This is a genomic window from Streptomyces sp. NPDC007872 (genome assembly GCF_042868165.1).
GTDB lineage: Bacteria > Actinomycetota > Actinomycetes > Streptomycetales > Streptomycetaceae > Streptomyces.
In genome coordinates this window covers 588652-614310 of the sequence record NZ_JBIAEA010000005.1, presented here as the reverse complement: position 1 = coordinate 614310, position 25659 = coordinate 588652, and the positions used below count along the sequence as shown (strand labels likewise).

The 25659-nt window shown below is 74.3% G+C and carries 27 protein-coding genes; 2 read left to right on the top strand and 25 right to left on the bottom strand.

From position 1 onward, the window contains the following. Window positions 1–174 precede the first annotated feature (174 nt). Complete coding sequence (locus ACFYNX_RS21435) at window positions 175–744, bottom strand: GNAT family protein (RefSeq protein WP_365539182.1); 570 nt, start codon at window positions 742–744, stop codon at window positions 175–177. Window positions 745–832: 88 nt separating this feature from the next. On the opposite strand from ACFYNX_RS21435, the gene ACFYNX_RS21430 reads away from it, so the two are divergent. Beyond that, complete coding sequence (locus ACFYNX_RS21430; protein WP_388663284.1) at window positions 833–2527, top strand: bifunctional 3'-5' exonuclease/DNA polymerase; 1695 nt, start codon at window positions 833–835, stop codon at window positions 2525–2527. A 45-nt stretch (window positions 2528–2572) separates the two neighbouring features. Here the strand turns inward: ACFYNX_RS21430 and ACFYNX_RS21425 are convergent, their stop codons facing one another. Then, window positions 2573–3856, bottom strand: coding sequence for a hypothetical protein (locus ACFYNX_RS21425; RefSeq protein WP_388663282.1), 1284 nt, complete (start codon window positions 3854–3856; stop codon window positions 2573–2575). A gap of 58 nt (window positions 3857–3914) precedes the next feature. Further along, the gene (locus tag ACFYNX_RS21420; protein WP_365539189.1) at window positions 3915–4424 is read right to left on the bottom strand and encodes a SigE family RNA polymerase sigma factor; all 510 of its coding nucleotides are present in this window, start codon (window positions 4422–4424) and stop codon (window positions 3915–3917) included. Window positions 4425–4602: 178 nt separating this feature from the next. Here ACFYNX_RS21420 and ACFYNX_RS21415 point away from each other — a divergent pair, with 178 nt between their 5' ends. Next, window positions 4603–4986, top strand: coding sequence for a DUF6479 family protein (locus ACFYNX_RS21415; protein ID WP_388663280.1), 384 nt, complete (start codon window positions 4603–4605; stop codon window positions 4984–4986). A 120-nt stretch (window positions 4987–5106) separates the two neighbouring features. On the opposite strand, the gene ACFYNX_RS21410 is transcribed toward ACFYNX_RS21415, so the two are convergent. From ACFYNX_RS21410 to ectA, 22 genes are all read right to left on the bottom strand, one after another. After that, entirely contained in the window at window positions 5107–5730 is a 624-nt protein-coding gene (locus tag ACFYNX_RS21410; RefSeq protein WP_388663433.1) for a pyridoxamine 5'-phosphate oxidase family protein, read from the bottom strand. A gap of 75 nt (window positions 5731–5805) precedes the next feature. Next, window positions 5806–6552 carry a 4'-phosphopantetheinyl transferase family protein gene (locus ACFYNX_RS21405; RefSeq protein ID WP_388663278.1) on the bottom strand — a complete coding sequence of 249 codons (747 nt, stop codon included), beginning with the start codon at window positions 6550–6552 and terminating at the stop codon, window positions 5806–5808. A 94-nt stretch (window positions 6553–6646) separates the two neighbouring features. Next, window positions 6647–8008, bottom strand: a complete 1362-nt coding sequence (locus tag ACFYNX_RS21400; RefSeq protein ID WP_365539198.1) for an MFS transporter — start codon at window positions 8006–8008, stop codon at window positions 6647–6649. A 44-nt stretch (window positions 8009–8052) separates the two neighbouring features. Next, window positions 8053–9120 carry a polysaccharide deacetylase family protein gene (locus tag ACFYNX_RS21395; protein WP_365539201.1) on the bottom strand — a complete coding sequence of 356 codons (1068 nt, stop codon included), beginning with the start codon at window positions 9118–9120 and terminating at the stop codon, window positions 8053–8055. Further along, a complete protein-coding gene (locus tag ACFYNX_RS21390) occupies window positions 9120–10490 on the bottom strand; it encodes a condensation domain-containing protein (protein ID WP_365539203.1) in 1371 nt (456 codons plus the stop codon). Before ACFYNX_RS21390 ends, ACFYNX_RS21395 begins: the two co-directional genes overlap by 1 nt. A gap of 226 nt (window positions 10491–10716) precedes the next feature. Continuing rightward, complete coding sequence (locus ACFYNX_RS21385; RefSeq protein ID WP_365539206.1) at window positions 10717–11529, bottom strand: hypothetical protein; 813 nt, start codon at window positions 11527–11529, stop codon at window positions 10717–10719. Beyond that, on the bottom strand, window positions 11526–11792 hold the full coding sequence (locus ACFYNX_RS21380; protein WP_365539209.1) for an acyl carrier protein: 267 nt from the start codon (window positions 11790–11792) through the stop codon (window positions 11526–11528). Before ACFYNX_RS21380 ends, ACFYNX_RS21385 begins: the two co-directional genes overlap by 4 nt. Continuing rightward, on the bottom strand, window positions 11789–12766 hold the full coding sequence (locus ACFYNX_RS21375; protein WP_365539211.1) for a ketoacyl-ACP synthase III family protein: 978 nt from the start codon (window positions 12764–12766) through the stop codon (window positions 11789–11791). Before ACFYNX_RS21375 ends, ACFYNX_RS21380 begins: the two co-directional genes overlap by 4 nt. Continuing rightward, a complete protein-coding gene (locus ACFYNX_RS21370) occupies window positions 12766–13590 on the bottom strand; it encodes a class I SAM-dependent methyltransferase (protein ID WP_388663274.1) in 825 nt (274 codons plus the stop codon). The genes ACFYNX_RS21375 and ACFYNX_RS21370 overlap by 1 nt, the downstream gene beginning before the upstream one ends. A 36-nt stretch (window positions 13591–13626) precedes the next feature. Beyond that, complete coding sequence (locus tag ACFYNX_RS21365) at window positions 13627–13860, bottom strand: phosphopantetheine-binding protein (protein WP_125667508.1); 234 nt, start codon at window positions 13858–13860, stop codon at window positions 13627–13629. A 17-nt stretch (window positions 13861–13877) separates the two neighbouring features. Next, window positions 13878–14408, bottom strand: a complete 531-nt coding sequence (locus tag ACFYNX_RS21360; RefSeq protein ID WP_388663272.1) for a holo-ACP synthase — start codon at window positions 14406–14408, stop codon at window positions 13878–13880. Further along, window positions 14405–15265: a hypothetical protein gene (locus ACFYNX_RS21355; protein WP_365539220.1), complete on the bottom strand. Its 861-nt coding sequence runs from the start codon at window positions 15263–15265 to the stop codon at window positions 14405–14407. The genes ACFYNX_RS21360 and ACFYNX_RS21355 overlap by 4 nt, the downstream gene beginning before the upstream one ends. Then, the gene (locus ACFYNX_RS21350) at window positions 15262–16134 is read right to left on the bottom strand and encodes a diiron oxygenase (RefSeq protein ID WP_388663270.1); all 873 of its coding nucleotides are present in this window, start codon (window positions 16132–16134) and stop codon (window positions 15262–15264) included. The genes ACFYNX_RS21355 and ACFYNX_RS21350 overlap by 4 nt, the downstream gene beginning before the upstream one ends. Before the next feature lie 134 nt (window positions 16135–16268). Further along, window positions 16269–16919, bottom strand: a complete 651-nt coding sequence (locus tag ACFYNX_RS21345) for a pyridoxamine 5'-phosphate oxidase family protein (protein ID WP_365539226.1) — start codon at window positions 16917–16919, stop codon at window positions 16269–16271. 84 nt (window positions 16920–17003) lie between these two features. After that, on the bottom strand, window positions 17004–17981 hold the full coding sequence (locus tag ACFYNX_RS21340) for a LuxR C-terminal-related transcriptional regulator (protein WP_260606908.1): 978 nt from the start codon (window positions 17979–17981) through the stop codon (window positions 17004–17006). A gap of 475 nt (window positions 17982–18456) precedes the next feature. Beyond that, a complete protein-coding gene (locus ACFYNX_RS21335) occupies window positions 18457–21186 on the bottom strand; it encodes a BTAD domain-containing putative transcriptional regulator (RefSeq protein ID WP_388663267.1) in 2730 nt (909 codons plus the stop codon). Window positions 21187–21517: 331 nt separating this feature from the next. Next, the gene (locus ACFYNX_RS21330) at window positions 21518–21709 is read right to left on the bottom strand and encodes a hypothetical protein (protein WP_388663265.1); all 192 of its coding nucleotides are present in this window, start codon (window positions 21707–21709) and stop codon (window positions 21518–21520) included. Window positions 21710–21791: 82 nt separating this feature from the next. Further along, the gene (locus ACFYNX_RS21325; protein ID WP_365539235.1) at window positions 21792–22199 is read right to left on the bottom strand and encodes an ectoine synthase; all 408 of its coding nucleotides are present in this window, start codon (window positions 22197–22199) and stop codon (window positions 21792–21794) included. Window positions 22200–22286: 87 nt separating this feature from the next. Next, window positions 22287–23528 carry an NAD(P)/FAD-dependent oxidoreductase gene (locus ACFYNX_RS21320; protein WP_388663263.1) on the bottom strand — a complete coding sequence of 414 codons (1242 nt, stop codon included), beginning with the start codon at window positions 23526–23528 and terminating at the stop codon, window positions 22287–22289. Next, on the bottom strand, window positions 23525–23722 hold the full coding sequence (locus ACFYNX_RS21315; RefSeq protein WP_125657929.1) for a ferredoxin: 198 nt from the start codon (window positions 23720–23722) through the stop codon (window positions 23525–23527). Before ACFYNX_RS21315 ends, ACFYNX_RS21320 begins: the two co-directional genes overlap by 4 nt. Continuing rightward, window positions 23719–25014: a cytochrome P450 gene (locus ACFYNX_RS21310; protein WP_388663261.1), complete on the bottom strand. Its 1296-nt coding sequence runs from the start codon at window positions 25012–25014 to the stop codon at window positions 23719–23721. The genes ACFYNX_RS21315 and ACFYNX_RS21310 overlap by 4 nt, the downstream gene beginning before the upstream one ends. 60 nt (window positions 25015–25074) lie before the next feature. Beyond that, the gene (gene ectA / locus ACFYNX_RS21305) at window positions 25075–25620 is read right to left on the bottom strand and encodes a diaminobutyrate acetyltransferase (RefSeq protein ID WP_365539244.1); all 546 of its coding nucleotides are present in this window, start codon (window positions 25618–25620) and stop codon (window positions 25075–25077) included. Window positions 25621–25659 lie beyond the last annotated feature (39 nt).

Sequence of the window (25659 nt, the reverse complement as noted above, 5' to 3'; positions counted from 1 at the left end):
CTCGCGTCCCGTTCCGTCCCGGTGCCCGTTCCCCTCCCCATGGTCTCAGCCCCCGCCGGGCGCCCCCGGCCCCGGTCCTCCTCGCGTGGCGGGCCGTCCGGCGACCGGTCATGGTGGGACGACGGGGCGGCGACCGGGGTCGGAGCCGGGTCGCCGCCCCGGTCCCCTCGTCCTTCAGCCGGCCGTTCCCGCCGCCTTCGCCGCCCGCCATTCCGGCGCCAGGACCGACCAGACCTCCTCGTCGTGGCGGCGGCCCCGGTGGGGGTGGCTCTCGCGCAGGACCGCGTCCCGGGTCATGCCCAGGCGGCGGGCCACGGCGATGCTCGGCGCGTTGTCGGAGGAGACGACCCACTCCACCCGGTGGATCCCGCGCGTCTCGATCGCCCAGTCGACCAGCGCCCGCGCCGCCCGGGTCACCAGGCCCCGGCCCGTCGCGGCCGGCTCCAGCCAGCAGCCCGCCTCCGCCGTGCCGTGCGCGGTGTCGAGCGTCCGGAGGATCACGGCGCCGACCAGGGTCCCGTCGAGCCGGATGCCGTGGATGCGGCCCGTGTCGGCCGCCGTCCTCTCCGCGTACGTCCGGAGGAAGGCCCGGCTGGACTCCAGGTCGGTGACGACGTCCGGGAGCGCGTTGCGCGCGCCGATGAACTCCCGCCCCCGGTCCATGTGCGCCAGGAACTCGTCCGCCTGCCACGGTTCGAGCGGGCACAGCTCCGCCCCGTCGTCCCCCAGGGACCTCGCGTACATCGTCCTCCCCCTCCACGTTCGATTCCGGTGTCCGCGCCACAGCGTAGGAGAACCGGGTCTGTCAGTGGCGGCTGCCAGACTCGCCCCCATGAACGAGAGGTGGGCGCTGGCCGCCGAGGAGGAGGGGGACGGGGCCCTGCTCGCGCCCCTCGGCCCGGACGGGGCGCCCGCCGGGCCGGTGCGGCGCGAGCCGGACCTCGTGGCGGCCGTGCGGGGCCGGCCGGAGGTGGCCCGGTGGGTGTGGCGGTCGACGGCCGGGGTGTACCCGAGGCTGCTCGCCGCCGGGGTGCGGGTCGAGCGGTGCTACGACGTGGAGGGCGCCGAGCAACTGCTCCTCGGGCACGAGGGGCGGCTCGGCGAGCCCCGCTCGGCGGCCGCCGCCTGGGCGCGCCTGCGGAACGCGCCGGTGCCGCCCGACCCGCCGCCCCGCACCGCCGGGCCCGGCCCGCAGGACTCGCTCTTCGAGCCGCGCCGGGCGGCCTCCGTGCCCTTCGAGGGGCTCCTCGCGGTCTACGCGGAGCAATTGCGCCGCCACGGCCTGGCCGAGCACCCGGGCAGGATGCGGCTGCTCACGGCCGCCGAGTCGGCGGGGATGCTGGTGGCCGCCGAGATGCACCGGGCCGGGTTGCCGTGGCGGGCCGACGTGCACCGGGAGCTCCTGAACGAACTGCTCGGCGAGCGGTACGCGGGCGGGGGCGAGCCGCGCCGCCTGGCCGAGCTCGCGGACGAGGTGTCGGCCGCCCTCGGCCGCCGCGTCCGGCCCGACCTGCCCGCCGACGTGGTGAAGGCCTTCGCGCAGGCCGGCGTCAGGCTGCGGTCCACGCGCCGCTGGGAGCTGGCGCAGGTCGACCACCCGGCGGTGGAGCCGCTGATCGCGTACAAGAAGCTGTACCGGATCTGGACGGCGCACGGCTGGTCCTGGCTGGCCGACTGGGTGCGGGACGGCCGGTTCCGGCCGGAGTACCTGCCCGGGGGGACAGTCAGCGGGCGCTGGACGACCAACGGCGGCGGGGCCCTCCAGATCCCGAAGGTGATCCGGCGGGCCGTGGTCGCCGACGAGGGCTGGCGGCTCGTCGTGGCCGACGCCGACCAGATGGAGCCGCGCGTCCTCGCCGCGATCTCCCGCGACCCCGGTCTGATGGAGGTCGCCGGCCACCCCGACGACCTGTACACCCGGCTCTCGGCCCGCGCCTTCTCCGGCGACCGCGAGCACGCCAAGCTCGCGCTCCTGGGGGCGGTCTACGGGCAGACCAGCGGCGACGGCCTGAAGAACCTGGCGGCGCTGCGCCGCCGCTTCCCGCTCGCCGTGGCGTACGTCGACGACGCGGCGAGGGCGGGCGAGGAGGGCCGGCTCGTGCGCACCTGGCTCGGCCGGACCAGCCCGCGCGCGGCCGGCGCGGGCGACGCCGAGGAGGCGGGCCTGCCCCAGGAGGGCGGGGAGGAACCGGTCGCGGAGGAGGGCGAGTTCACGCCCGGGTACGCCTCGGGGAACACACGGGCGCGGGGCCGCTTCACCCGCAACTTCGTCGTCCAGGGCAGCGCCGCCGACTGGGCGCTCCTCATGCTGGCGGCGCTACGGCGCTCCCTCGCCGGGATGCGGGCGGAGCTGGTCTTCTTCCAGCACGACGAGGTGATCGTGCACTGCCCGGCGCAGGAGGCGGAGGCCGTCACGGAGGCGATCCGGGCGGCCGGGGACGAGGCGGGGAGGATCACGTTCGGGGAGACGCCGGTGCGGTTCCCGTTCACGACGGCGACGGTGGAGCGGTACTCGGACGCGAAGTAGGGCGTACGGGGGCCGGGTTCGCCCCCGTACGCCTCCCCCACGGTCCTACTTGATCGTCTTCCACCACTTCGGGCTCAGCGCGATCGTCTTCAACTGCTCGACGGTCAGCGCGGGTTCGGCGCGCGTGGCGGGGGCCCGGTAACCGTCGGAGTTGAGGGTGGTGATCACGACCCGGAAGCCGTCGGGCGTGAGGGTGTCGACGGTCCGCGCGACGACGCCTTCGCCGCCCTTCTCGGCGGCCTCCTGGGTGACGCCGACCAGGCGGCCGTCGGGCAGGGTGGTGGCCCCGATGCCGTGCAGGTGGGCGGCGACGTCGGCCATGCCGGTCTGGACGTTGATCTCGACGAGGCTCCGGCCCCTGCCGTCGTCGACGACGACGTACCCGTAACCGCTCTGCCCGCCCTTGTCCTTCACCTTCGCCTCCCGGGGGAGGAGGGAGCGCAGGGTGGCCTGGAGGGCGTCGGCGGAGGGCTCGTCCGGCGTGCTCGGGGGCGCGGTCGGCCGCGGCGGCTCGGGCAGCTTCGCGAGCAGTGATCTCCAGGCGTCGGCCGTGACGAGGGCCTTGAGCTGGGCGGGGGTGAAGGGCGGGTTCTCCCGGCTGACCGGGGCGCCCTTCTCGGCGGGTGCGTTGTACTCGTTCACGTCGACGAGGAAGCCGGTCCGGGTGAGCAGGGTCGCCCGCCAGTTCTTGGTCTCCTCGCGCCGGTCGGGGTACTCGTACCCCTGGAGGAGCATCAGCCGGCCGACGCCGGGGAGCTTCTCGGTGGTGCACTCGACGTCGGGGGCGTGGGCCTTGTCGGGGCAGGTGACCATGCCCTCACCCGCCTCGCCGGCGCCGTGGGCGCGGGCGAGGGAGACGGAGACGGCGGCCTTGCCGTGTCCGTCGTCGTACACGCCGAGCACGCTCTGGCCCACCCCGTCCTCGTCGTCGATCCTCCACCGCCCGGCGGGGGTGTGGGCCTTGAGGACGGCCGCGAGCTCCTTGACGGGGAGGTGCGCGATGTCGGCCGGCGGCCCGGTGGTGGAGGTCGGCTTCGGCGCCGTCGCCACGGACGCGGTGTCCGCCGCTCCGGTGGGGCCGAAGAGCAGGCCTCCGTACACCCCGCCGACGCCCAGGGCGGCGAGCGCGAGGGCGCTGCCGGCCACCGCGAGCCTCCGGCGCACCAGGCGGCGCCGGCCGCGCCGGAGGCCGCCCTCGACGAGCCCGCGCCGGTCGTCGGCGGCGAAGGCGCCGCCGGTGCGGCGCAGGACGGCGCCGAGCTCCTCCTCGAAGCCGTCGTCGCCTTCGTCGTGGGGGCCGTCGTGCTGCGGGTCTTCGTTTCGGGGCATGCGGGATCACCGTCTCGGGTTCGGGGCGGAAGGGGTGGGGAACGGGGGCGGGGTCCGGTCAGCGGACGGCGAGTTCGGCGAGGTCGCCGCCGAGCCGCTCCCGCAGCTTGGCGAGGGCCCGTACGGACCGGGTGCGGACCGCCGCGGAGCTGACGTGCAGGGCCTCGGCGGTCTCCTCGACGCTGCGGTCCTCCCAGTAGCGGAGCACCACGACCGCCCGGTCCTTGGGCGCGAGCCCGGCAAGGGCGTCGAGGAGGGCGATCCGGAGCGCCGGGTCCCCGCCGGCCTCGGCGACGCGGTCGGGCAGCTCGCCGAGCGGGCGCTCGGTGGCCGAGCGGCGCCGCCGGTGGCTGAGGAAGGTGCGGACGAGCACCGTCTGGGCGTACGCGGCGGGGTTCCCGATCCGTGCCACGCGGCCCCACAGGGCGTACATCCGGCCCAGCGTCTCCTGGGTGAGGTCCTCGGCCAGATGGGTGTCGCCGCTGGTCAGCAGGCAAGCCGAGCGGAACAGGGGCCCCGTGCGCGCGGAGGCGAACTCCAGGAACTCGTTCGCCCGGGACTTTCTCATGCCCCTCCTCGTCTCGGTCGCGGCATCTCGGTCACGGCGTGCGGTCGTGTCGTGCGGTCATGCCGTGGGGTCGCCGTACACCTCATTGACGCGACGGGAGCGGGCAGATGTTTCAGATAAATCCGAAGAGATTCCCGCGCGGCGCATCCAAAGAAGCGGAATCGGGTAATCCGTAGACATGAACACTCTCAGCGCAACAGAGAACCTGGCGGCTGGAGTCTGGCAGTCCGGTCTGGCGCAGGTTCTCGGCGGCCTCATCGTCGTCGCCGTCCTCATCGGCGCGTTCGCGTTCGGCATCCGCGTCCGGAACCGCGAGTCGGCCCCGCCGAAGACCGAGGAGCATCCGCACCGGCCGGACGACGGCTCCCTGCCCGGCGAGGCGAGCGAGTACCGCCAAGGGGCCGAGATGCCGCACACCGACGGCGAACACCGGCTCATGCCGTACCAGCTCAACCACTCCGGCACGGAGACCTCGCCCCAGCCGCCGGACGAGGAGAAGCGCAAGTGGGGCGGCATCTCCAGCGGAGGCTTCGGCAGCGGGGGCACCGGCCACGGCGACTGACCGCACGCGCGCGCGGGAGCGGAATCCGGCGGCGGGGCACGACGGCCCCGCCGCCCCTTCCGCGCGCACGCGTACGGACCCGGACTTCGCGCGCACGCGTACGGACCCGGCCCCCTCCGCCTACTGCCCCGCGGCGCGCCCCGCGCGGGAGGCGACGTGGGCGGGCGGCGCGAAGCCCTCGGGCAGGGCGGGATCGGTGACGGGTTGCCCGAAGGCGGTCACCACCGGCAGGACCCCCGCCCACAGCCCGAGCGCCGCGTCCTCGGAGTCCCCGTCGTCCGGCGGCCCGCTCCGCGTCTTCACCGAGGCCTCGGTCAGGTCGAGCACGAGGAGGGCGGTCGCGGCCAGCTCCTTGCGGCTGGGCTTCCGCGCGTACTCCCACTGCCCCGGCGCGCTCTGCTCGGTCAGCACCCGCAGGCCCCGCAGCTTCTCCTCGGGGTCGGTCACGAGCCGGGGGACCCCGTAGACCATCGCGCACCGGTAGTTCACCCCGTGCTCGAAGACGGACCGCGCGAGGACGAGCCCGTCGACGTGGGTGACCGTCACGCAGACGGTGGCGTCGGGCGCGCGGACGAGGCTGCGGCTGGCGACCGACCCGTGGAGGTAGAGCCGGTCCCCCTCCACCCCGTACGCGGTGGGCACCACCATCGGCGTCCCGTCGACGACGACCCCGAGGTGGCACAGGAACCCGGCGGCCAGCACCGCGTCCAGATCGGCCCGCCCGTGGCTCCCCTGCTCCCGCATCCTCCGCAGCCGGGTCCGCTCGGTGACGTCCAACTCCGCAGTGCTCACGCTTCTCCCTCGTCCCGCCGGTCACCTTCAGGTGCTCGTACGGGTGTTTGTACGGGGTCGGGCGCCCTCACCGCCACCGGCGCCCGCCCGCCGGGACACCGGCTCGGTCCAGGCGCAGGCGACCGGCACCGCGTCGCGGCCGTCGTGGGGGTCGCCGTGGGGCGCGGACCAGTGGACGCGGTGCCAGGCGCCCGTGCGGGGGTCGAGGGGGACCGGCACGGTCCAGGGGCGGCCGGAGAGGCCCTCGCCCAGGGCCTTCACGCAGGCCTCCTGGACGGCGAAGACCCGGGCGAAGCCGAGCCTGCGCGCGTCCTCGGGCAGGGCGGCCAGGGCGTCGGCGTCCCCGGGGAGGCAGCAGAGCCGCAGCAGGCGGTCGCCGACGGGGGCCGGGACCTGGACGTCGACGCCGACGTCCCGGCCCCGGCCGACGGCCGCGGCGACCCAGTCCGCGGAGTGCGAGAGGCTCACCCCCGGGCCGGGCCGGCCGGGCAGGTACGGGCGGCCGCCCGGAAGCGCGGCGACCGGCCCGTCCCCGGCGTCCTCGCCGGCCTCCCGCAGCAGGAACCGCAGCAGGGTCCGCGAGGCGAGGTGCTCCACGGCCCGCCACGGCGGCAGCCCCGCCGCGGCCGCCCGGTCCGCGGCGGCGACGGGCAGCGCGCCGAGCACCTCCTCGCTCCGGGCGGCCAGGTGGTGCACGCCGTCGACGGGCGTGCGGATCCGGCGGCCGGGCAGGGGCGTGCGGACCCCGTCGGGCACGGGAGCCGGGGCGCGCACCGGGACCGGTGTACGGGCCCGGTCCGGCGCGGGCGTACGGGTCCGGCCGGAAGCGGGCGCGCGGTCCCGGCCGGAAGCGGGCGCGCCGGTTCCGTCAGGCGCGGTCCGGGACACGGCGCAGGGTGCGGATCGGGCGGGTCGCCAGGAGGGCGGTGGCGGTGAGGAAGGAGACCACCACGCCGACCACGAGGACCGTGTCGGTGCCGAACGCGCCGACGGCGGGCCCGGCCAGCGCGCTGCCGATCGGGTACATGCCGACGGACCCGGCGACCTCGTAGGCGTGGACGCGGTTGAGGACCTCGCCCGGCACCTGCGTCTGCACGCTGGTGGCCCACATGACGCCCCAGACGCCGATGCCGGCGCCGACCAGGACCTGGGCGGCGATGAGCAGCCAGACCGGCCAGCCGAGCACGATGCCGAGCGGGTAGAGCGGGTACGCCATCATCGCCACGGCCCCGGCGGCGAGCGGCCGCTGGGGCTTGTAGCGGATCGCGAGGAGCCCGCCGGCCACGGTGCCGGCGCCGAGCGCGGCGTTGATCAGGCCGAAGGCGCTCGCGCCGTGCTCGGGCACGATGACGCCGGCGGCCACCGAGAGCTGCGGCCCCCAGGACAGCACCGCGTAGAACATCCAGATCAGGATGACGCCCCAGAGCCAGCTCCGGGAGCGGAACTCCTGCCAGCCGACCGCCAGGTTGCGCCACAGGCTCTCGCCGGCCGGCGGGGCGGGCACCACGCCGAGCCGGAGGGCGAACAGGCAGATCGCGCTGGTGCCGTAGGCGACGGCGGAGATCACCATGACCCAGCCGGTGGACCCGAAGCCCACCAGGGCGCCGGCGAGCGCCGGGCCGCCGAGGCCGGTGATCGCCTCGGAGGTGCGCAGCACGCCGTTGGCGCCCTGGACGTCGCGGGAGACCAGGGGGACGGTCGAGGAGGCGCCCGGCTGGAACAGGGCGTTGGCGGTGCCGGCGACGACGAGCAGCGCGTACAACTGCCAGAGGTGGTCGATGCCGTGGAGGAAGAGGAGGGCCAGCAGGACGTGGGCGGTGAGGTTGGCCAGGTCCGCGATGATCATCATCCGGCGGGCGGTGAACCGGTCGGCGAGCACCCCGCCGAACAGCACCAGGCCGGCGAACGGGGCGACCAGGAAGGCCATCGAGTACCCGGCCGTGTCCAGGCCGTACCCGCCGCTGAGCAGACCGGCCGCGACCGCGACCGGCAGCATGGCCCAGCTCAGCAGGCCGGCGCTGCGGGCGGTGAAGTAGTACCGGAAGTTGCGGGACCAGATCGCCGGTTCGTCCGGGGAGGGCCCCGAGGCCCGTGCACCGGGCTTCCCCGGTTCTCCGGGCGGCGGCGTCTCCGGTGTCTCCGGCCTCCCCGGCCCGCCCGGGGGCGGCCCGTCGTCCTTCGTCGGCGGGGGCGCCGCCGTCCGGGCGGGCTCTGCCAAGCGTTCTTCCATGACCCTTCAGTCCTCCGGTCGTCGGTCGGGGTGCGCGGGGTGGTTCAGGCGCCTTCGGGGCCCGTGCGGGGCGGCGGGGCGAGTTCGTCCAGGGCGACCGGCTCCAGGCCGCGCGCGAGCAGGCCCTCGACGATCGCCGGGAGGGCCGCCACGGTCTGGCTGCGGTCCCCGGCGCCCTCGTGCATCAGGACCACCGAGCCGGGGCCGACCCCCTCCAGGACGGTCTTGGCGATCTGCTCGGGCCCCGGCCGCGACCAGTCGCGGGCATCCACGTCCCACATCGTCAGGGTGGCCGGGTGCTCGGCCAGGGCGGCGAGCACCTCGGGGCTCAGCGCCCCGTACGGCGGCCGGAACCAGGCCGGGGCCGCGCCGGCCACCCGGTCCAGCTCCTCCGTCGTCCGGTCGATCTGCTCGCGCAGTTGCCCCGGCGTCAGGTCGAACAGGAAGGGGTGCGACCAGGAGTGGTTGCCGAGGCCGTGGCCGCCCGCCACGATCCGGCGCACCTCGTCGGGCAGCGCGGCGACGTGGTGGCCGACGCAGAAGAAGGTCGCCCGGGCCCCGTAGCGGTCCAGGATCTCCAGGACCTGCCGGGTGAAGACCGGGTCGGGGCCGTCGTCGAAGGTGAGCGCCACCTTCGGGACGTCCCGGCGGCCGTGCTCGAAGCAGCGCCCGGCCGCCGTCAGGGCCTTCTGCGCCGGTTCCCCGCGCCGTACGCCGTCGAAGTACTCCTCGGCGCGGCCGGTCAGGGTGCCGCCCTCGGCGGTCACCCGGGCCAGTTCGCCCGGCGCGGCCAGGGCCCGTTCCGCGAGCTGTCCGGCCGGGACGGAGCCGAAGCCCGGCCGGGGCGGAAGGAGCCAGGGGTCCGCCCGGTAGACCTCCAGGCCGGCGGCGGTCATGGGGCCGTCGAGCAGGCCGTTGGTGCTGTCCAGGACCACGGCCGGGGCCGGCCCGCCGTCGAACTCCCGCAGCCAGGCGATGAGTTCGGCGACCCGGGCGGCGCCCCAGTCGCGCGGCTCCGCCACCCGGCGGCCGGTGCCGTCCAGGACCTCGACCCGGTAGCCCGCCTCGGTCCAGGCGATCCCCGCGTACCTCTTCTCCGTCAGCGGCGTCATCAGTCCCCCAGCGCGATCGCCTCAGCGACGACCAGCCGCTCGACCCCGCGCAGGAAGCGCTCCATGCCCGCGCGGTCGAGGACCGCCGGGTCGGCGGTCATGGCGAGGTCCAGGGCGCCCGGGGCGGTCAGCACGTCCACCGCCGCCGAGACGTTCCTGCGGGCCGGGAACTCCGTCGGCCAGCTCAGCTCGGTCCGTCCGATCAGCTCGCTCAGCGGGGCCTTCGGCCTCTCGACGCCGTCGAAGGGCCCTACGCCGGGGTCGCGGGTGTCGTTCCACCAGTACGAGTGGTCGGCCGCCTCCCCCTTCTCGACGAGGAGCGCCACCTCGCGGTCGAGCGCCCACTTGTCGTACGCGGCGTGGCGGAAGGCGCTGAACGCGACGGACCGGGTCCGGCGCACCGCGTCCTCGAAGTCCCGGTCCGCGTCCGTGAGGCGGAAGAGGGCCTCCTGCGCCACCGTGCTGACGGAGGCGGCGGCGGACGGCTGGAAGCGGTTGCCCACCACGACCTGGAAGAGCACGTCGCCGCTCCCGGACATCCGGGCGAGCTGGTGGGAGGCCGCCCCCAGGAGGACGGCGGCGTCGCTCACCTCCAGCTCCGCCGCGACCCGCCCGACGGCGACGGCGAGGGCGGGCGAGCGCAGCAGCGCGTTGGGGAACCCGCGGTCCGGATCGTCCGCGAGCTCCGGCGCCGCCGGTTCCCGGACGATCCGCCGGGGGCCCGCGGTGAGCTGCTCGACCCAGTAGCGGCGGGCCGCCTCGTCGCGGCGGCGGCCGAGCGGGGAGGCCTGGACCTCGGCGGCCTCAAGGGGCTGGAGGGCGGGGCGCGACGCGCGCAGCGACGCGGCGGTCTCGCCCGCCTGGACGGACTCCAGGTCGCGCAGGAGCCGGCCGAGGCCCCAGTAGTCCATGCCGGTGTGCGCGCCGGTCAGGACGAGCCGGTGGACCAGGCCGCCGGACTCGATCAGGCCGACCCTGAGGGGCCACTCCCGGGTGTGGTCGAAGGGGCGTCCGGCCAGCTCGCCGAGGAAGGCGGCGCCGTCCTCGGCGGAGCGCTCCGCCGGGCCCGTGCGGACCTCCACCGGGAGTTCGCCGCTGCCGTCCACGACCTGTTCGAGACCGTCCTCGCCGTCCGGCAGGAAGCGGGTGTGCAGGCTGTCGTGGAGCAGGAGCAGCTCGGTCAGGTCCGCGAGCACGCGGTCCACCGGGCGGGGCGGGGAGACGGGGAGGTGGACGGGCAGGTTGTACCGGGGGGCGTCGTCGCCGAGCCGGGTGACGACGCCCCAGATGGCCCGCTGGCCCCAGGTCGCCGGGCCTCTCCCGGCCCGCGCGGAGTCCAGCCTGATGGTCCGCTCCTCAGCCGTGGTCATGGTGTTCCAGCCTTCCCTTCGGGTGCCGCGTCGGGTGTCTGTCGGAGCCTTCTGCAAGAGCCGGTTCGGAGCCTTCCGCGAGGGCCGGTCCGGAGCCTTCCGCGAGAGCCGTGGAAGGCGGCCGCGGGGGCCCTCGCGTTTCCGGTACGGAGGGGGTGGCCGCGGGCGGACCGTCGCGCTTCCGTCGGGGGCGGGAGCGCGACGGCCTTCCGGGCGGCCGACGGGGTCAGCCCCCGTCGCCGGCGAAGAGCGCCACGTGCGTACGGCCCGAGCGCGGGTCCGTGTCGCACAGCACGATCCGCCGGTGCTCGCGCCCCCACTCCCCCCAGTGGTCGGCGAGGTCCAGCCAGAGGCTGGTGCAGTAGCCGCCCGGGGCCACCCGGTGCACCGGACCGCCGTGGTCGGGGAGGTCCCCGGTCACCCAGGGGCCGAGGACGAGGAGCGTGCCGTCCTCCCCGAGCTCCCGGCCGAGGGCGTCCGCCGCCGAACCGGCCGCGTGGGCGCGGACGAACCGGGGGCCGTCCCCCTGCCCGGTGGAGGTGCCGAGGACGAGCGCCGCGGCCGAGTCGACCAGCGGCGTCTCCCGGACCAGCGGGAAGGGCGTCGGCAGGGTGGTCTGTTCGAGGACCGCGATCACGACCTCCGCCGCCCGTCCCGCCTTCGCGTACGCCGAGGCGATCCGCAGGGCGGTGAAGGGCGCGGCCAGGCCCTGCTGGGCGATCGCGAAGTTGGCCGCCCGGCCGCCGAGGCGGTCGGTGAGGTACGGCGCGACGGCGGTGAACGGCACCACGTCCGGGAGGGCGTGGGTGACGATCAGGAGCTCGGGCCTGCTGGCGCCGACGCCCTCGTCGGCGACGAGCAGGTCCGCGAGGTCGCGGTGCCGGACGTGCCGGCCGCCGTCGAACAGCTCCTCGTCCGGCTTCTCCCCGAAGGGGGCGAGCAGGTCGTGGAAGTAGCCGAGCGCGGCCGCCCGGTCGTCCGGTTCCCGGGCCTCGGGCGCGCGGACCGCGGCGGCGGCCCGGACGGCGAGTCCGCTCATGGCGTCCCCTCCTCTGCGCGGAGCGCGGCCTCGACGTAGTCGGCGAAGGAGCCCACGGTCCGCAGGTGGTCGATGTCGAGCGCCTCCGGGTCGACCGAGATCCCGGTCGCCTCCTCGACGGTCATGAGGAGTCCCAGGACGGCGAGGGAGGTGAGCTGGAGCTCGTCGAAGAGCGCGGTCTCCTCCGTGAGGCCGGTGACCGGCCGCTCCAGGACCTCGCCGAGCGCCTTCTCGATGGTGAGGATCAGCTCCTGACGGTTCATCGGGAACCGCCCCCCGCCCGGTGGGTGATGACCATGGCGCCGAAGGTGGCGCCCAGGCCGACGGAGACGAGGAGGTAGTGGGCGCCGTCCACCAGGCGGCCCTCGTCGCGCAGGGTGGTGTAGTTGACGAAGACGTCGGAGGCGAAGGTGTGGCTGTAGCGGGGGACGTTGTCCAGGAAGACCTTCTCCGGCTCCACCCCCAGCTCCTTGATCGTCTGCCGCCAGGCCAGCTTGTTGACGTTGTGCGGGATGACCAGGTCGACGTCGTCGAGGGTCAGCCCGGCCTCCTCCAGCGCCTGGTGGATGACCTCGGCGATCCGGCCGCCGTACTGCTCCCCGAACTCGGTGTTCTGCTCGGGGGTCAGCTCCAGCCACTGGGCGTACTCGCCCAGGGTCCGGGTGGCGAAGGAGCGGACCACGTCCCCCTCGCCGTCCAGGGTGATCAGGCAGGAGGCGGCGGCGTCGGCCATGATCGAGGTGTTGGGGACGTGCTGGACGACCGGCGAGTACGCCTGTTCGCCGGTGACCATCAGGGCGTACGCGCCCTCGCCGCCCTCGGCGCGGAGCAGTTCGCCGAGGACCTCGATGGCGCCGAGGCTGCTGACGCAGGCCTGGTGGCTGAGGCCGAACGCCTCGGTGTCGGCGAGCCCGAGGTCGTCGCCGACCAGGCGCGCCACGTCCACGTCGGCGGGGGCGACCGCCTGGGTGACGTGGGCGTACGCCAGGTAGTCCACCCGGCCGCCCTCCGGGAGGGCGGCCAGGGCGCCGCGCGCGGCGGGCCGCAGCAGGTCGAGGAGCGGGAGCTCGGGGTCGTACCGGAGCCGGTCCAGGCCGTAGAACTTGCGGAACACGCCGAGCTGCGCCCGGTGCAGTCCGAGCCGTTCGCCCAGCTCCTCGATCCGTACGCTGCGCTCGGGCAGGTACGACTCGATCCGCTCCAGGGTGATCCGGCGGTCGGTGGTCGTGTCGGCCATCAGGACTTCACGACCTCGGCGCGGATCAGCCAGAGCCGGTTGGCGCCGCGGCGGTCCCTCGGCTGGACGTCGTACGGCCAGCGGCCCTCGCCGGCGCCGGGCTGGCCCGGCTCGCGCAGGTCGGTGGTCTTCCAGCCGTTCGCGGTGAGGAACTCCTCGGGCTCGTCGGTGCCGAAGATCCACGGCGTGCCGTCGGCGGCGAGGGTGTCCAGGAAGCGCTTCGAGAACGGGCTGCGCAGCAGGGCGCGGCCGAGGATGTCGAAGGCCAGGTGGCTGCCGGGGGCCGAGGCGGAGGCGAGCAGCCGCAGCAGCCCGGCGGCCTGCTCCTCGGTGAGGAAGAAGGTCAGCGCCTCGGCGACCCACAGGGTCGGGCGGTCGCGGTCGAAGCCCGCGGCCTCCAGGGCGGGCAGCCACTCCTGGGTGAGGTCGGCGGAGACCTCGCGCCGGTCGACGCGCGGCTCGGCCCCGAGGGCGTCGAGCCGGCGGCGCTTCTCGGCGATCAGGAGGGCGTGGTCGACCTCGTAGAGCTCGATGCCGTCCGGCCAGTCGAGCCGGAAGGCGCGGGTGTCCATGCCGGCCGCGATCAGCACGACCTGCTGGATCCCGCTCTCGGCGAGGACGTCCTTGATCGCGTCGTCCAGGAAGCGGGTGCGGATGGTGATGAAGGGCAGCAGGCCGCCGCCGGCGTAGCGCTCGATCAGCTCGAAGCCGCGGGGGGCGGCCAGGTCGCGGGCGAACGGGTCGACGAACAGCGCGTCCTCGCGCTCGGACTCCTCGGCGCGGGCCGCGGCCATCCACTGGGCGGTGTACGAGACTGCATCCATGATGAAGACCCCTCCTCGGGATCGGGCGGAGCGGGATCAGGCGAAGAAGGCCTTCTCGATGCTGGCGAGGGTCTGGAAGTCGTCGATGTCGATGTTGTCGAAGTCGATCTCGACGCCCGCGGCGTCCTCGATCGTGTAGACGAGCTCGACGAAGGCGAGCGAGTCGACGAGCCGGCTCTCGATGAGGTCGACGTCGGAGGCGAGCTCGGTGCGCTCGGGGTGACGGCCGAGGATCCAGTCCCGGACCTTGTCGATACCTGCGGAACTCATGGCGTTTCCCTTCGGGGTCACTGCTCCAGCGGAACGGGGCGGTCGTGCGGTCGTGCGGGGGAGGTGCGGTCGTACGGGGTGGTGGCGGCGGCGACGGCGATCGCGAAGCCGGCGTCGTGGCTGATGCTCACGTCGATCGGGCCGATCCCGGCGGTACGGGCCAGCTCGGCCGCCCGGCCGGAGAGCCGGACCCCGGGCCGGCCGCCGGGGCCGCGCAGGACCTCGATGCCCTGCCAGGGGACGGGCCTCCCGACGGAGCCGAGGAGCTTGAAGACGGCCTCCTTGGCGGCGAGGCGCCCGGCGATCCCCGACGGGTCGGGCGCGCCGTCGGGGGTCCGGGAGGCGGCGAGCTCCTCGGCGGAGAGGAGGCGGGTGAGGAGGGGCCCGGGGGTGGGGGCGGTTCCGGGGCCGGTACCAGGGTGGGTGCCGGTTGCGGTTCCGGGGCCGGGTCCTGTGCCGGTGCCGGAGTCAGGGCCGGTTCCGGTCGCGAGGAGGGCGTGGACCCGGGAGAGGGGGACGAGGTCGACGCCGATCAGGGGCCGGGTCACGGCGCTTCGGCGGCGGCGGTGCTCGTGGCCGCGGCGGCCTCGCGCACCGCGTCGAGCGCCGCGTCGAGGTCCTCCTCGAAGTGCTCGGTCAGGACGGCGAGCCAGCGCTCCAGGCCGAAGGCCACGCAGGAGGTGTAGGCGTGCTCGCCGGACTCCAGCCGGATCCCGCAGCGCTCGCCGAAGAAGTTGCGGTGGGTGTTGACGGAGGCGATCGCCAGGTCGCCGTACTGGAACTCGTACTTGACCGGGCTGAGCTTCTGCATCAGCGCGCGGCCGCCGTCGTTCCGGAAGAACGGGTCGCTCGCCGCCTCCCTGCCCAGCTCGATGCCGAGCGCGGCGGCGAAGGCCTGGATGCGTCCGGTGAAGCGGGTCAGGACGCGCTGGGTGTGCTCGAAGCCGCCGAGCGCGACGATCTCGCGCATCTGGAAGCTGGCGAGGCGGCGCAGGCCTCCGTAGTGGTCCTCGTTGCGGAAGCAGCGGTTGACCAGGGTCACCAGGGCGTCGTCGGCGACCTGCCCGCCCTCGTGGAAGAGGTAGGCGCCGTAGCAGGTGGCGTGCGGGAGCCCGTACCGCGCCTCGGCCACCGCGCCGGGGCCGAACTTCCCCTCCACCGGCTTGAACTGGTCGTCGGCCAGGTCGAGCGAACCGGCGACCCAGGCGAGGTGGGGGAAGTTGGTGTAGACGTCGAACTTCTCCAGGTCGGTCACCGGGAAGAGCGGCGGGGCGCTGATCTCCTCGGCGCCGTCCGCGAGCCCCCAGCCGGCGAAGACCCCGTCCAGCTCCCGGACGAGCCGGGTGGCCCCGGGCCCGAGGATGGCGAGCGCGGGCGCGCCGTCGCTCCCGGTCAGGCGGTTCATCGGACGATTCCCGTCTTCTCGAGGTACCTGGCGGTCTTGCGGAAGGTGCGCAGCTCGGCCTCGGCGCGGGCCGGGGACTCAAGGAGGGCCCGGCGCAGCTCGTGCGGGCGCTCCAGGCCGGCGTCGCGGTAGACCTGGGGGTGGTAGAGCGATTCGAAGCTGTGCCTCATGTAGCGGCGCAGATAGGTGGAGACCTCGTCGAGCTCCTGCTCGGTGGCGGTCTGCTTGAGGTCGAGGTAGAGCAGGTTGACCAGTTCGCGGCCGAAGGCGATGTGCCGGGACTCGTCCTGGTGGTGGATGCGGTTGATGCCGCGGATCGTCTCGTGCAGCCGCTCGTCCTCGGCCATCGCCGAGTTGAAGTGGTCGACCAGCTCCTCGAAGATCAGGATGCGGGCGAAGACCAGCAGGCTCTGGATCTTGTCCGAGGGGGCGGCCGCCTCCGCGCCGCCGGCCGGCTGCCGGTAGATCTTCCCGCCGTAGCGGAGGCAGAATTCGGCGAAGAACCACATGTGCTCGTTCTCCTCACCGATGAAGTGGTGGAAGAACTCCGACGGCGTTTCGAAACCGGCGGTGTGGATCCGGTTGACCACCTCGATGAGCAGTTCCCGGATGCCGTGCACATTGAGGCTGTAGAAATTGATGCTCTCGTGCTTGGAAAGCGCGTGGAGCTGCTGCGGAGTGAGCTTCTCGGCCCATTCCGTACCGTACGTGGTGGTGAGCTCGGGGCTCATCCACCACATGTCCTCGGGGAGCCGGTCCGGCCACTCGAACAGCCGGTACGGGTTGTAGTAGTCGTCGATCGACTTGGTGGCGAGCCGGTCCAGGATTCCCCGGAACCGGTCGTTGCGGTCGATCACGTCGCTGACCATCGCGCGATTTCTCCGTTCGCTTCGAGGGTTCTTCGCTGTTTCCAGACTGACCCCCGGGGAGGGGTTCCCTCAATGCCCGGAACCGGCTGCCGAATTCGGTCAGTGGACGGAGCGGCGCAACGATCCCCCGGGCCTCAGGGAGAAGGCGGACCGCCGTCCCCCCGCAGCGCGGCGAGCTCCGCGCGCAGGGCCGCGTTCTCGTCCTCCAGGGCGGCGAGGCGGCCGCGGACCGGCGCCAGGACCTCGGAGAGCTCCTCCTGGCTGAAGCGGGGGGTGATGTGGTTGGGGCAGTTCCAGGCGAAGGCCTCGACCCGGACGGTGACGAGCTGTTCGACCGTTCCCTCGGTACGCGTCGCGTCCAGGCGCGCGGCGAGCGCGGGGTCCTCGCCGGCCGGCACGGCGGTGGCGCGGCCGAACAGCTTGAGGCGGGTCCGGCGGGCGTGGTCGATGAAGAAGAGGGCGACCCGGTCGTCGCCGCGCAGGTTGCCGGTGGTGATGTACTGCCGGTTGCCCCGGACGTCCAGGTAGGCGAGGGTGCGCGGGTCCAGGACGTGGACGAAGCCCGGCGGGCCGCCCCGGAACTGGATGTACGGCCAGCCGCTCTCGCTCACGCTGGAGAACAGGAAGCCGTCCAGGCCCCGGATGAAGCCGGCCGCGTCGGCGGTGAGCGGCTCGGGCCCCCCGTCCGGCTCCCGCAGGCGCCGGCCGGCCGCCGTGGCACTGCCCATCTCCTCCTGGGCCTTGCGTACGGACGGGGTGTACGCGATGTGGTCGTAGCGGCTCACGCGGGGCTCCCCGGGGTCAGGTCGACGTGGTCGTAGCGGCTCACGCGGGGCTCCCCGGGGTCAGGTCGACGTGGTCGTAGCGGCTCACGCGGCGCTCTCCAGGGTCAGGTCGACCAGGCCGGCCCGGGCGGCGAGGACGCCGGCCTGGAAGCGGCTGCCGGCCGACAGCTCCTGCATGATCGCGGCCACGTGGCGGCGGAGGGTCCGCTCGGACATGCCCACCCGGCGGGCGATGGCCTCGTCCTTGGCGCCGGAGGCGAGCAGGGCGAGCAGGGTCGCCTTCAGGTCCCCCATCGTCCCGGCGTAGCCGGACGCCCCGGAGTCGAAGTCGAACGCGGACTCCCAGACCCGGGCGTGCAGCCCGGCGAGGAAGGACGCGACCGCGCCGTCGTAGACGACGGCGATGGCCTCGCCCTCGCCGGCCGGGATGAAGGCCGTCTTCCGGTCGAAGACCAGGAAGCGGTCGCGCACCTCCTTGGTGGTGCGCACCCGGCCGCCCGCGGGCAGGATCTCGCCGAGGTGCGCGCGGGTGTCGGAGTCGCCGCGGGCGGTGTGGGGGTAGAGGATCCGCCCCTGCGCGCCGCGCCGCAGCACGTCGAGGACGAGGGGGCGGGCCAGGCGCAGCTCGGGGGTCTCGCGGGCCACGCAGGGCTGCATCACCAGGACCTCGGTGGTGCAGGCCTGGGCGGCTTCGAGGAGGCGCAGTTCAATCTCCTCCCGGTCGTCGGTGATCACCACCGACTCGGCGCGGGCCCGGGACTGTTTCTCGAACGCGGCCGCGAAGGAGCTGAGCTGCCCCTTGAACCCGGCGAGGCGGCGGCGTCCGTCGAGGATCTCCCGCTCCAGGGGGACGAGCAGCTCCATCTGGGCGGCCTCCGGGCTGACCGCGACCAGCCGGCCCGTGCCGTCCTCGGCGGGCTTGACCAGGCGCAGTTCGCGCAGCACGGCGACCGCCTGCTCGGCCCGGTGGCGCGGGACGCCCAGCTCCTCGGCGATCCCGGCGGGGCTGAAGTCGGCGCGCCCGACGGCCCGCTCGTAGAACGTGACCACGAAATCGTCCACGGGGGCGGCCCTGCGGGCTTCCTGGCGTGGGATCTGTGTCGCGGTTTCCATCGTCACCTCGTTCTGGTCGCACGGATGTGGTCGGCAGGGGAGGGTGCGGGAACGGTGCGGGAGCCCGTCCGGGGGGGCGGCGGCTCCGGAACGCTTCGGTATGGCGTGTGGATCGCTTCGGTATGGCGTGTGGATCGCTTCGGTATGACGTGGGGATCGCTTCGGGCAACGGCTTTGCGGTGCGGCCACACCGTATGGCCCCGGACTGGGCGACCCCCTACAGCCGGACCAGAGGACCGGCGGCCTCCGGAGGCCCGCCCGGGGACGGGCGCACCGGTGCCCACCTGTGCTTCCGGCGCCCGCCGCAGGTATGCCCGTGGCAACCGGCAGAACTGTGGCAACTGCCGGAGTACTTGTCCTTCCGCACGTTCAACTTCCCGCAACAAAACGGTAGTTGGCCGAAAGCCGCCGCACCGGCGGACCGTCACCCGGGCAGGTCGAGGCCCTCGGCGGCGCCGGCGCCGGTCCCGCACCGGGCGAGTTCGCGGGCCCGGGAGAGGTAGCCGGAGGCCAGGCGCGCGGAGCCGTTCTCCTGGTGCGCGGCGCCGATGCGGCGCAGGGCGAGGACCTGCCCCTCGGTCCAGTCGGCCTGCCGCGCGAGGTCCAGGGCGCTGCCGAACAGCTCCAGGGCCTGCGCGTCGTTCCCCAGCGCCCGGTGGCACTCGGCGCGCCGCAGTTGGGCGGAGGCCTGGGCCCGCGGCTCGCCGTCGGCGACGGCGGCGAACAGGCTGGCGGTCGCGACCTTGAGGCAGTCGCCCGTGTACATCCTCGTCGAGAGGTAGGGGTGGAGACTTTCGGCCAGGCGCCAGGCGACGGTGGTGAAGCCGGTTCCGGACGCCTGGAGGACGGCTCCGGCCAGGTTCTCCCGCTCGTCGTCCAGCCACTCCGAGGCCCCGCCGTGGTCCGAGAAGACCAGCGCGGCCGAGGGCCCGGCCGCGCCGGCGGACGCGGCCGCCTCCGCCGGGTGGAGCAGCCGGGCCGCCGCGTCGGCGTGGTAGAGGTACCAGTCGAAGAGCCGCTGCCGGGCGGCGTGCGCCTCGTCCCGGCCGGCCAGCTCGCGGGCGTACGAGCGCAGCAGGTCGTGGAGTCCGAACCGGCCGGCCGCCCGTTCCCGTACGAGGTGGGCGTCGGTCAGGACCGCGAGGAGTCCGGCCGCCTCGGCCGAGGTGGTGTCCGCGAGGGCCGCGGCGCCGTCCACGGTGAGGTCGGGTCCCGGCATCAGGCCGAGCAGCCGGAACATCCGCCGGCCCGCCGCCGGGAGCGCGCGGTACGAGAGGTCGAAGGCGGCCCGTACGGTCGAGCGCCGGTCGCCCTCGACGCGCAGGCGGCTGAGCATGTCGTCGCCGGGTAAGGCGGCGCAGTGGTCGGCGATGCGGACGTCGCGGGCGAGCAGGTTGGCCCCGGCGATCCGGATGGCGAGGGGCAGGCCGCCGCAGACCCGCACGAGCCTGCGGGCCGCCTCCTCCTCGGCCGCGACCCGGCTCTCGCCGATGGTGGCGGCGAGCAGCCCGCGGCCCTCCTCCGGGTCGAGGACGTCCAGGACGAGCTGGTGGGCGCCGTCGCTGGCGACGAGGCCCGCGAGCCGGCTGCGGCTGGTGATCACCACGGCGCAGCCCCGGGCGCCGGGGATGAGCGGCCTGACCTGTTCGGCGTCGCGCGCGTTGTCGAGGACGATCAGCATCCGCCGGTCGGCGAGCAGCGTGCGGTACAGCGCGGCGGCCTCGTCCTCGTCGGCGGGCAGCCCGCCGGGCGGGGCGCCCAGGGCGCGGAGGAACTGCGCGAGGACGTCGCCGGGGCGCAGCGTCGGGAGCGGGGAGTGGCCGCGCAGGTCGACGAAGAGCTGCCCGTCCTCGAAGTGTTCGCGCCGGGCGTGCGCCCAGTGCTTGGCGAGGGCGGTCTTGCCGACCCCGGGCGCGCCGACCACCGCCATCACGTGCGCGCGGGCCGCCGGGTCGGGTGAGACGAGGGCGTCCAGCTCCCGCATCTGCCGCCGCCGTCCGACGTAGGGCCCGGCCGTGGCGGGCAGTTGGGCCGGGAGGGGTCCGGCGGGGTCGGTGCGGCCGGAGGGCGCGGGGCGGTCGGGGCGCGGGCCGGGGCGGCCGGGGCGGCGGGCGAGGGGCAGTTGCTGGCGCAGGACCCGCAGGTGGGCGTCGCGGACCTCGGCGCCGGGCGCGATGCCCAGCTCGTCGTCGAGGCGGTCGCGCAGCCGGCTGAAGACGCCGAGCGCGGCGGCCTGTTCGCCGCGGCTGGCGAGGGCGAGGATCAGCCGGGCGTGCAGGCCCTCGTGGAGGGGCTCGGCGTTGACCATGTCCCACAGCACCGGGACGGCCTCCTCGGGCCGGCGCAGCAGCAGGGCGGTGTCGGCGTGGAGCAGGACGGCCCTGACCCGCCGCTCGTTGGCGACCACCGCGGCGGGGTGCTGGCGCAGCACGGGGTCGGCGTCCGCGAGGACCGGGCCCCGCCACCAGCGCAGGGCCTGGGTCAGCGCCTCGTGGGCGGACGCCGGGTCGGGCGTACGGTGCAGGCGCTCGGCCTGGTCGAGGAGTTCGTCGAAGTGGCCGAGGTCGATCTGGTTCCGGGGTGCTTCGAGGAGGTAGCCGACGGGGGTCCGGACGACGCCGGGCGACGGGCCGTCCTGTTCGAGGAGCCGGCGGACCTGGCTGACGTAGGTGTGGACGAGGCTCTGGTGGGAGCTGGGCGGCCCGGACGGCCAGAGGACGTCGGTGATCTCCCGCTGGGTGGCGGGCTCGGGGTGCTTGAGCGCGAGCAGCCCGAGGAGGCGGCGCAGCATGGGGCTGGTGACGGGGACGGGGGTCCGGCCGCGCCGGAGCGAGAGCGGGCCGAGGATGAGGAGCCGCGGCCGCCCGGCACCGCGCGGCGCCCCGGCGCGGGCGGCGGCCAGCAGGTCCGCCGGCTCGTCGCCGGTGAGGCCGAGCGCCCCGGCGAGCCGCTGGAGGGTGCGCGCCTGGGGCCGCCGGACCCGCCCGCACTCGATGTCGCGCAGTGCCCGGGTGCTGATCCCGGCCCGCGCGGCGGCCGTCTCCTGACTCAGCCCGGCCCGTCTGCGCAGCGCCCGGAGCCGCGCGCCGAACGGTCCCGGCCCGTCGTCCGGATCACCCCCGGGAACCCCCGTGGCCGACGCCCGCTCCGACATGGCATCCCCCTCATCGATGACCGCGTCCTGTCGATCATGACCGGCGGCGGCCCGGCGGGCCGTGCACGGCCGACTCTGCAGAGGCTTCGTCGATGATCAGTTTGGACTAGACCAATGCCTCCGGCAAGGGCGAACCCCTTCCGCGCGCGTGCGCGCGTGCGCGAGGAGATGGGGTGCTCACGGAGCGGGCGGGCCCGTGCCCGTCCTGCGCGTGCGCGCGGAAGGGGTTCGCCGGTTCAGGCCGCCAGGACCTCTGTCCCGTACGCGAACAGCGCGGCCCGCACGCGGTTGTCGACGCCGCACTTCGTGTGGACGGCGCTGATGTACGACGTCACGGTGCCCGGGGGCGGGAGTGTGCGCGGCGTGCGGAGGTGTGCGCGGCGTGCGGGAGTGCGTCGGCGTCGGCGTCGGCGTCCTCGGGGAGGTGGCCGGAAGCGCCCGGGGGCAGGGCGACGACGGCGGGACGCGTGGCGGTGGCCTCGCCGGGCAGGGCGGCGGGGGCCGGGGCGCGCCTCCCGGGCATCGTCCCGGACGCGCGTCACCGGAGTGCCCGCCGGTGGACCGGCGGGCACTCCGGTGACGCGCGGGGGCCGCGACGCGGCCTGCTAGACCTCCACCATCTCGTCCGTCATCAGCGGATAGACCCCGTTCTCGTCGTGGTCCTCACGGCCGGTGAGGGGCGGGGTGAAGATGCACAGGAACGTGCTGTCCTCGACGGGCTTGATCGTGTGGTTGTCGGCGTCGTCGAGGATGTGGAGGGTGCCGGGCGTGATGACGTGTTCCTCGCCCTCGTCGCGGTCGACCAGGATCATCTTCCCGGAGATGCAGAAGACCGCTTCCACGTGGTTCGCGTAGCAGATGTCGGTCTCGGTTCCGGCGTACACGACGGTCTCGGAGACCGAGTACCCGAATCCGTCCGAAGCCAGCAGGATGCGCTTGCTGCGCCACGCGCCGCTCGCCGCCGTGACATCGCGGTCGGTGCCTTCGATCTCCGAAATCCTGCGAACCTGCATGATGTTCCTCCTGATCCTTCTCGGATTCCTGGTGTGGTGACGGTGTGGTGGTGACGGTGTGGTGACGGACGGGGCGAAAGCGACGGGCTAGCGCGTTCTCAGCGACTTCAGGAGCTCGATGTAGAGGCGGTTGAACCGGGCCCCCTCGTCCAGGTAGGCCGCCCCGACGGTCACGCCCTCCCGCAGGTACGCGACGAGGACGCCGTCACCGGGGCGTTCGAGGTCGCCGCGGACGATCTCCACGGAGTCCGCGTTCCTGGGGTTTCCCGCGATCTGGAGGCGCAGTCCGAACATCTCGGTGGCCGTGCTCGGGAAGTACGCGATCCCGGACGTCCCCGCTTCGTGTCCCAGGGACGACGCCAGCGCCTTTCCGGCGATGTTGCCGGTGTCGATCGCGTTCTTCCAGAACTCCATGCGGGTCGGGTTCTCCGCGCCCCACGGATCGGGATAGCGGGCGACGTCACCGGCCGCGAAGACGCCCTCGTGCCCCGGTACGCGCATGTACGCGTCGACCCGCACCCCGTCGGACAGGTCCAGGCCGTTCCCGTCCAGCCATTCCACGTTGGGGACGCTGCCGATGGCCTCGATGAAGAGCGGCCGTTCGGACGCCACCCCGGGGGGCGACGCCGGGCGCCCGCCTCCGGACGGCCTCCCCGAGCGGTCGCAGAGGAGTTCCTCCGCGTCCCCGCCCGTCAGCAGGGTGACGCCGTGCGCGGTGACCCACCGCGCGAGCGCGCGGGCGACGTCCTCGCCCAGGACGCCCTCGAAGGGTCCGTGCCCCCTCGCCTCGAGCATGACGACGTCGCAGCCGTACTCGGCGGCGAGCGAGGCCAGTTCGCACGCGACGAACCCGGCGCCCGCGATCGTCACCGCCTCCCTCCTGTGGAGCTCCCGGTGGACGGAGTGCGCGTCGTCCAGGCCGCGCAGCGTCCTGTGCACGTGCCGGGCGCACTCCTCGCCGCCGGCGGCGGTGGTCCGCGGGCGCACCCCGGAGGCGACCACCAGGCCGTCGTAGGCGAAGGTCTCGCCGGTGCTCAGGTGCAGGACCCCGTCGCGCAGGTCCGCCGCCTCGACGCGGGTGCCGAGGCGCCAGTCGAGCGCGCCGGTCTCGGCCCCTCCGACCCTCAGGTCCTCGGTGAGGGCCGCCCCGAGGCCGGCCGACGGCGGGTACCGCTTCTTCGTGAGTCCCGGCCGGTTGTACGTGCGGTGGGCCTCGTCCCCGAAGACGGTGATCCTGGCACCGGTTTCACGGGCGAGGACCGATTGGGCCGCCCGCAGGCCGGCTATGCCGGAGCCGACGATGCCGATGCGCAGTGCCGCGCCGGTCATGCGGCGTCACGGTCCGCGACGATCGCCTGGAGGGGGCACGAGTCGACGGCGTCCTCGACCGCGTCGAGGTCCTCCTCGCCGAACGTCTCCCGGTACGTCAGCTTCCCCTCGGCGTCGAGCTCGAAGTGGTCCGGCGCCGAGATGGCGCACAGGCCGTGGTTCTGGCACTTGCCCTCGTCAACGATGATCTTCATGGATTCCTCCGATCGGAAGCGCGGTTCGGGAACGCGGTGCGGGAACGCGGGGTGAACGTGAGGGGCAGCACGACCGCCCCCGTGTTGCCGGAGTCGGGCAGCCACTCGGCGTCCTCCTCCACGCGCAGGTCGGTCAGGCGCGTGGCCAGCGTCGAGAGGGCCACCCCGATGTCCGCGCGGGCGACGAAGTGCCCCAGGCAGTGGTGCAGTCCGCCGCCGAACGCGAAGTGCGGGGGGCGCTCGGCGTCGAGGTCGATGCGGTCGGGGTCGTCGAACGCGGCCGGGTCGGTGCCCGACGTCTTGGTGAAGAGGTGGAGCGTGGTCCCCTTCTCGATCGTGCGCTCCTTGTACTGGAACGTCTCCGCCGCTTCGCGCGAGATCCAGCGGCCGATCGGGTTGACGCGCAGCGCCTCCTCGGTCGCCGCGACGGCGTAGCGCTCGGGGTCAGACGCCAGCTTCTCCCACTGGTCGGGCTGCTTGGCGAAGGCCTGCACGGCCAGGGAGAGCTGGTTCCGGGTCGTGTCGATGCCCGCGAAGATCAGCAGGATGACGAGGTTGATGAGCTCCTCGTCGGAGAGCTTGCCCGCGTCCTCGTCCCTCGTCTCCACGAGGGTGCTCAGGATGTCGCCCCTGGGGGACTCCCTGCGGCTGCGGACCAGGGACTCGGCGTACTCGGTCAGCTCGACGACGGCCCGGTCGATCCGGGCGATGTTCTCCTGGATGGTGACGCCGAGGCCGAGGCCGATCGTGGAGGCGAGTTCGTGGATCTCCTTCCAGTCGTTCTCGTCGATGCCCAGCATCACGCACAGGATCCGGGTCGCGTACGGCGCGGTGAACCGGCTCGCGAACTCGGTGCGCCCGTCGTCGATCCACTCGTCCACCAGGCCGTTCGCCAGGGCCTGGAACTTCGCGTGCAGGGGCGCCACGCGGCGCGCCGAGAAGGCGGGGTTCACCAGGCGGCGGATCCGGTGGTGCTCGTCGCCCTCCAGCACCAGCAGGGTCTTCCGCCACCACTCGTCGAAGTGGCCTTCGACGACTCCGTGCTGGGCGGGCCACTTGGCCGACCCCTGCGTCAGCAGGGGGCTCTTCAGGAGGGCGGTGCTGTCCTCGTACCGCAGGACGGCGATGCCCCAGTCCGTACGCGCGTACCAGTGGGCGTCCCGTGCCTTCCGCACCTCCTCGGAGTCCATGCGGAAGCGGGTGTCGCCGATGTCGAGGTGCGGTGTCGTGAGGTCCGGTGTCGTGGGGTGTGGTGTCGTGGGTCGCGTGGTCGTCGTGGGGTGCGTGGTCATGGTGGTCGGCTCCCGGTCGTCGGATGCGGTGCTGCTCGGGCCGGTGACGGGCGGCCCGGTTCAGCCGGCGGTCAGCGGACCGATGCGGTACAGGACCTCGTCGTGGTGGTCCTCGCCGTCGGCGAAGAGGGAGCCGGGGAAGAGCACGCGGGTCTCGACGGAGGCCGAGTGCTTCTTCGCGTACTGCTTCAGCACCATGATGATCGCCTTGTTCTCGGCGGAGACGGTGGCCTCGACGTACCGGGCGCCGTCGGCCACCTGCTGGTCGGCCGCCTCCTGGAAGAGCTTGACGCCGAGGAACGGGATGCCGTGGCGCGGGTTGACGGCGGTCTGCCACACGAAGTAGGTGTCGGGCTCCTGGGGGCGGCGGTAGCCGGTGAGGAAGCCGACGAGTTCGTCGTCCACGGTCGCGACCAGCGAGCCGTCGGCGAAGTCCCGGAACCACAGCGAGTAGTAGTAGATGCTGTTGGAGTCCAGGCCGGGGGTGTCCTCCACCATCTTCCACACGGCGGGTGCGTCCTGGGGGACCGGTGCGCGGAAGACGGTCCGCTTCTTCTCGGCGGTGTCCCGCTCCGTGGCGGTCGCGGAGGGCGTGGTGGTCGTCATGCCGGTTCGGAGCCTTTCTCTCGGGGCGTCTCTCGGGTC

Coding starts and splice junctions, on each gene's coding strand:
- ACFYNX_RS21330 (WP_388663265.1), bottom strand. CDS start 21,709: ATGCCCGGGAGGCGCGCCCCGGCCCCCGCCGCCCTGCCCGGCGAGGCC.
- ACFYNX_RS21415 (WP_388663280.1), top strand. CDS start 4,603: ATGAACACTCTCAGCGCAACAGAGAACCTGGCGGCTGGAGTCTGGCAG.
- ACFYNX_RS21375 (WP_365539211.1), bottom strand. CDS start 12,766: ATGGCCGACACGACCACCGACCGCCGGATCACCCTGGAGCGGATCGAG.
- ACFYNX_RS21315 (WP_125657929.1), bottom strand. CDS start 23,722: ATGAAGATCATCGTTGACGAGGGCAAGTGCCAGAACCACGGCCTGTGC.
- ACFYNX_RS21370 (WP_388663274.1), bottom strand. CDS start 13,590: ATGGATGCAGTCTCGTACACCGCCCAGTGGATGGCCGCGGCCCGCGCC.
- ACFYNX_RS21325 (WP_365539235.1), bottom strand. CDS start 22,199: ATGCAGGTTCGCAGGATTTCGGAGATCGAAGGCACCGACCGCGATGTC.
- ACFYNX_RS21400 (WP_365539198.1), bottom strand. CDS start 8,008: ATGGAAGAACGCTTGGCAGAGCCCGCCCGGACGGCGGCGCCCCCGCCG.
- ACFYNX_RS21420 (WP_365539189.1), bottom strand. CDS start 4,424: ATGAGAAAGTCCCGGGCGAACGAGTTCCTGGAGTTCGCCTCCGCGCGC.
- ACFYNX_RS21395 (WP_365539201.1), bottom strand. CDS start 9,120: ATGACGCCGCTGACGGAGAAGAGGTACGCGGGGATCGCCTGGACCGAG.
- ACFYNX_RS21390 (WP_365539203.1), bottom strand. CDS start 10,490: ATGACCACGGCTGAGGAGCGGACCATCAGGCTGGACTCCGCGCGGGCC.
- ACFYNX_RS21380 (WP_365539209.1), bottom strand. CDS start 11,792: ATGAACCGTCAGGAGCTGATCCTCACCATCGAGAAGGCGCTCGGCGAG.
- ACFYNX_RS21425 (WP_388663282.1), bottom strand. CDS start 3,856: ATGCCCCGAAACGAAGACCCGCAGCACGACGGCCCCCACGACGAAGGC.
- ACFYNX_RS21310 (WP_388663261.1), bottom strand. CDS start 25,014: ATGACCACGCACCCCACGACGACCACGCGACCCACGACACCACACCCC.
- ACFYNX_RS21435 (WP_365539182.1), bottom strand. CDS start 744: ATGTACGCGAGGTCCCTGGGGGACGACGGGGCGGAGCTGTGCCCGCTC.
- ACFYNX_RS21335 (WP_388663267.1), bottom strand. CDS start 21,186: ATGTCGGAGCGGGCGTCGGCCACGGGGGTTCCCGGGGGTGATCCGGAC.
- ectA (WP_365539244.1), bottom strand. CDS start 25,620: ATGACGACCACCACGCCCTCCGCGACCGCCACGGAGCGGGACACCGCC.
- ACFYNX_RS21320 (WP_388663263.1), bottom strand. CDS start 23,528: ATGACCGGCGCGGCACTGCGCATCGGCATCGTCGGCTCCGGCATAGCC.
- ACFYNX_RS21410 (WP_388663433.1), bottom strand. CDS start 5,730: ATGCGGGAGCAGGGGAGCCACGGGCGGGCCGATCTGGACGCGGTGCTG.
- ACFYNX_RS21385 (WP_365539206.1), bottom strand. CDS start 11,529: ATGAGCGGACTCGCCGTCCGGGCCGCCGCCGCGGTCCGCGCGCCCGAG.
- ACFYNX_RS21355 (WP_365539220.1), bottom strand. CDS start 15,265: ATGAACCGCCTGACCGGGAGCGACGGCGCGCCCGCGCTCGCCATCCTC.
- ACFYNX_RS21365 (WP_125667508.1), bottom strand. CDS start 13,860: ATGAGTTCCGCAGGTATCGACAAGGTCCGGGACTGGATCCTCGGCCGT.
- ACFYNX_RS21350 (WP_388663270.1), bottom strand. CDS start 16,134: ATGGTCAGCGACGTGATCGACCGCAACGACCGGTTCCGGGGAATCCTG.
- ACFYNX_RS21430 (WP_388663284.1), top strand. CDS start 833: ATGAACGAGAGGTGGGCGCTGGCCGCCGAGGAGGAGGGGGACGGGGCC.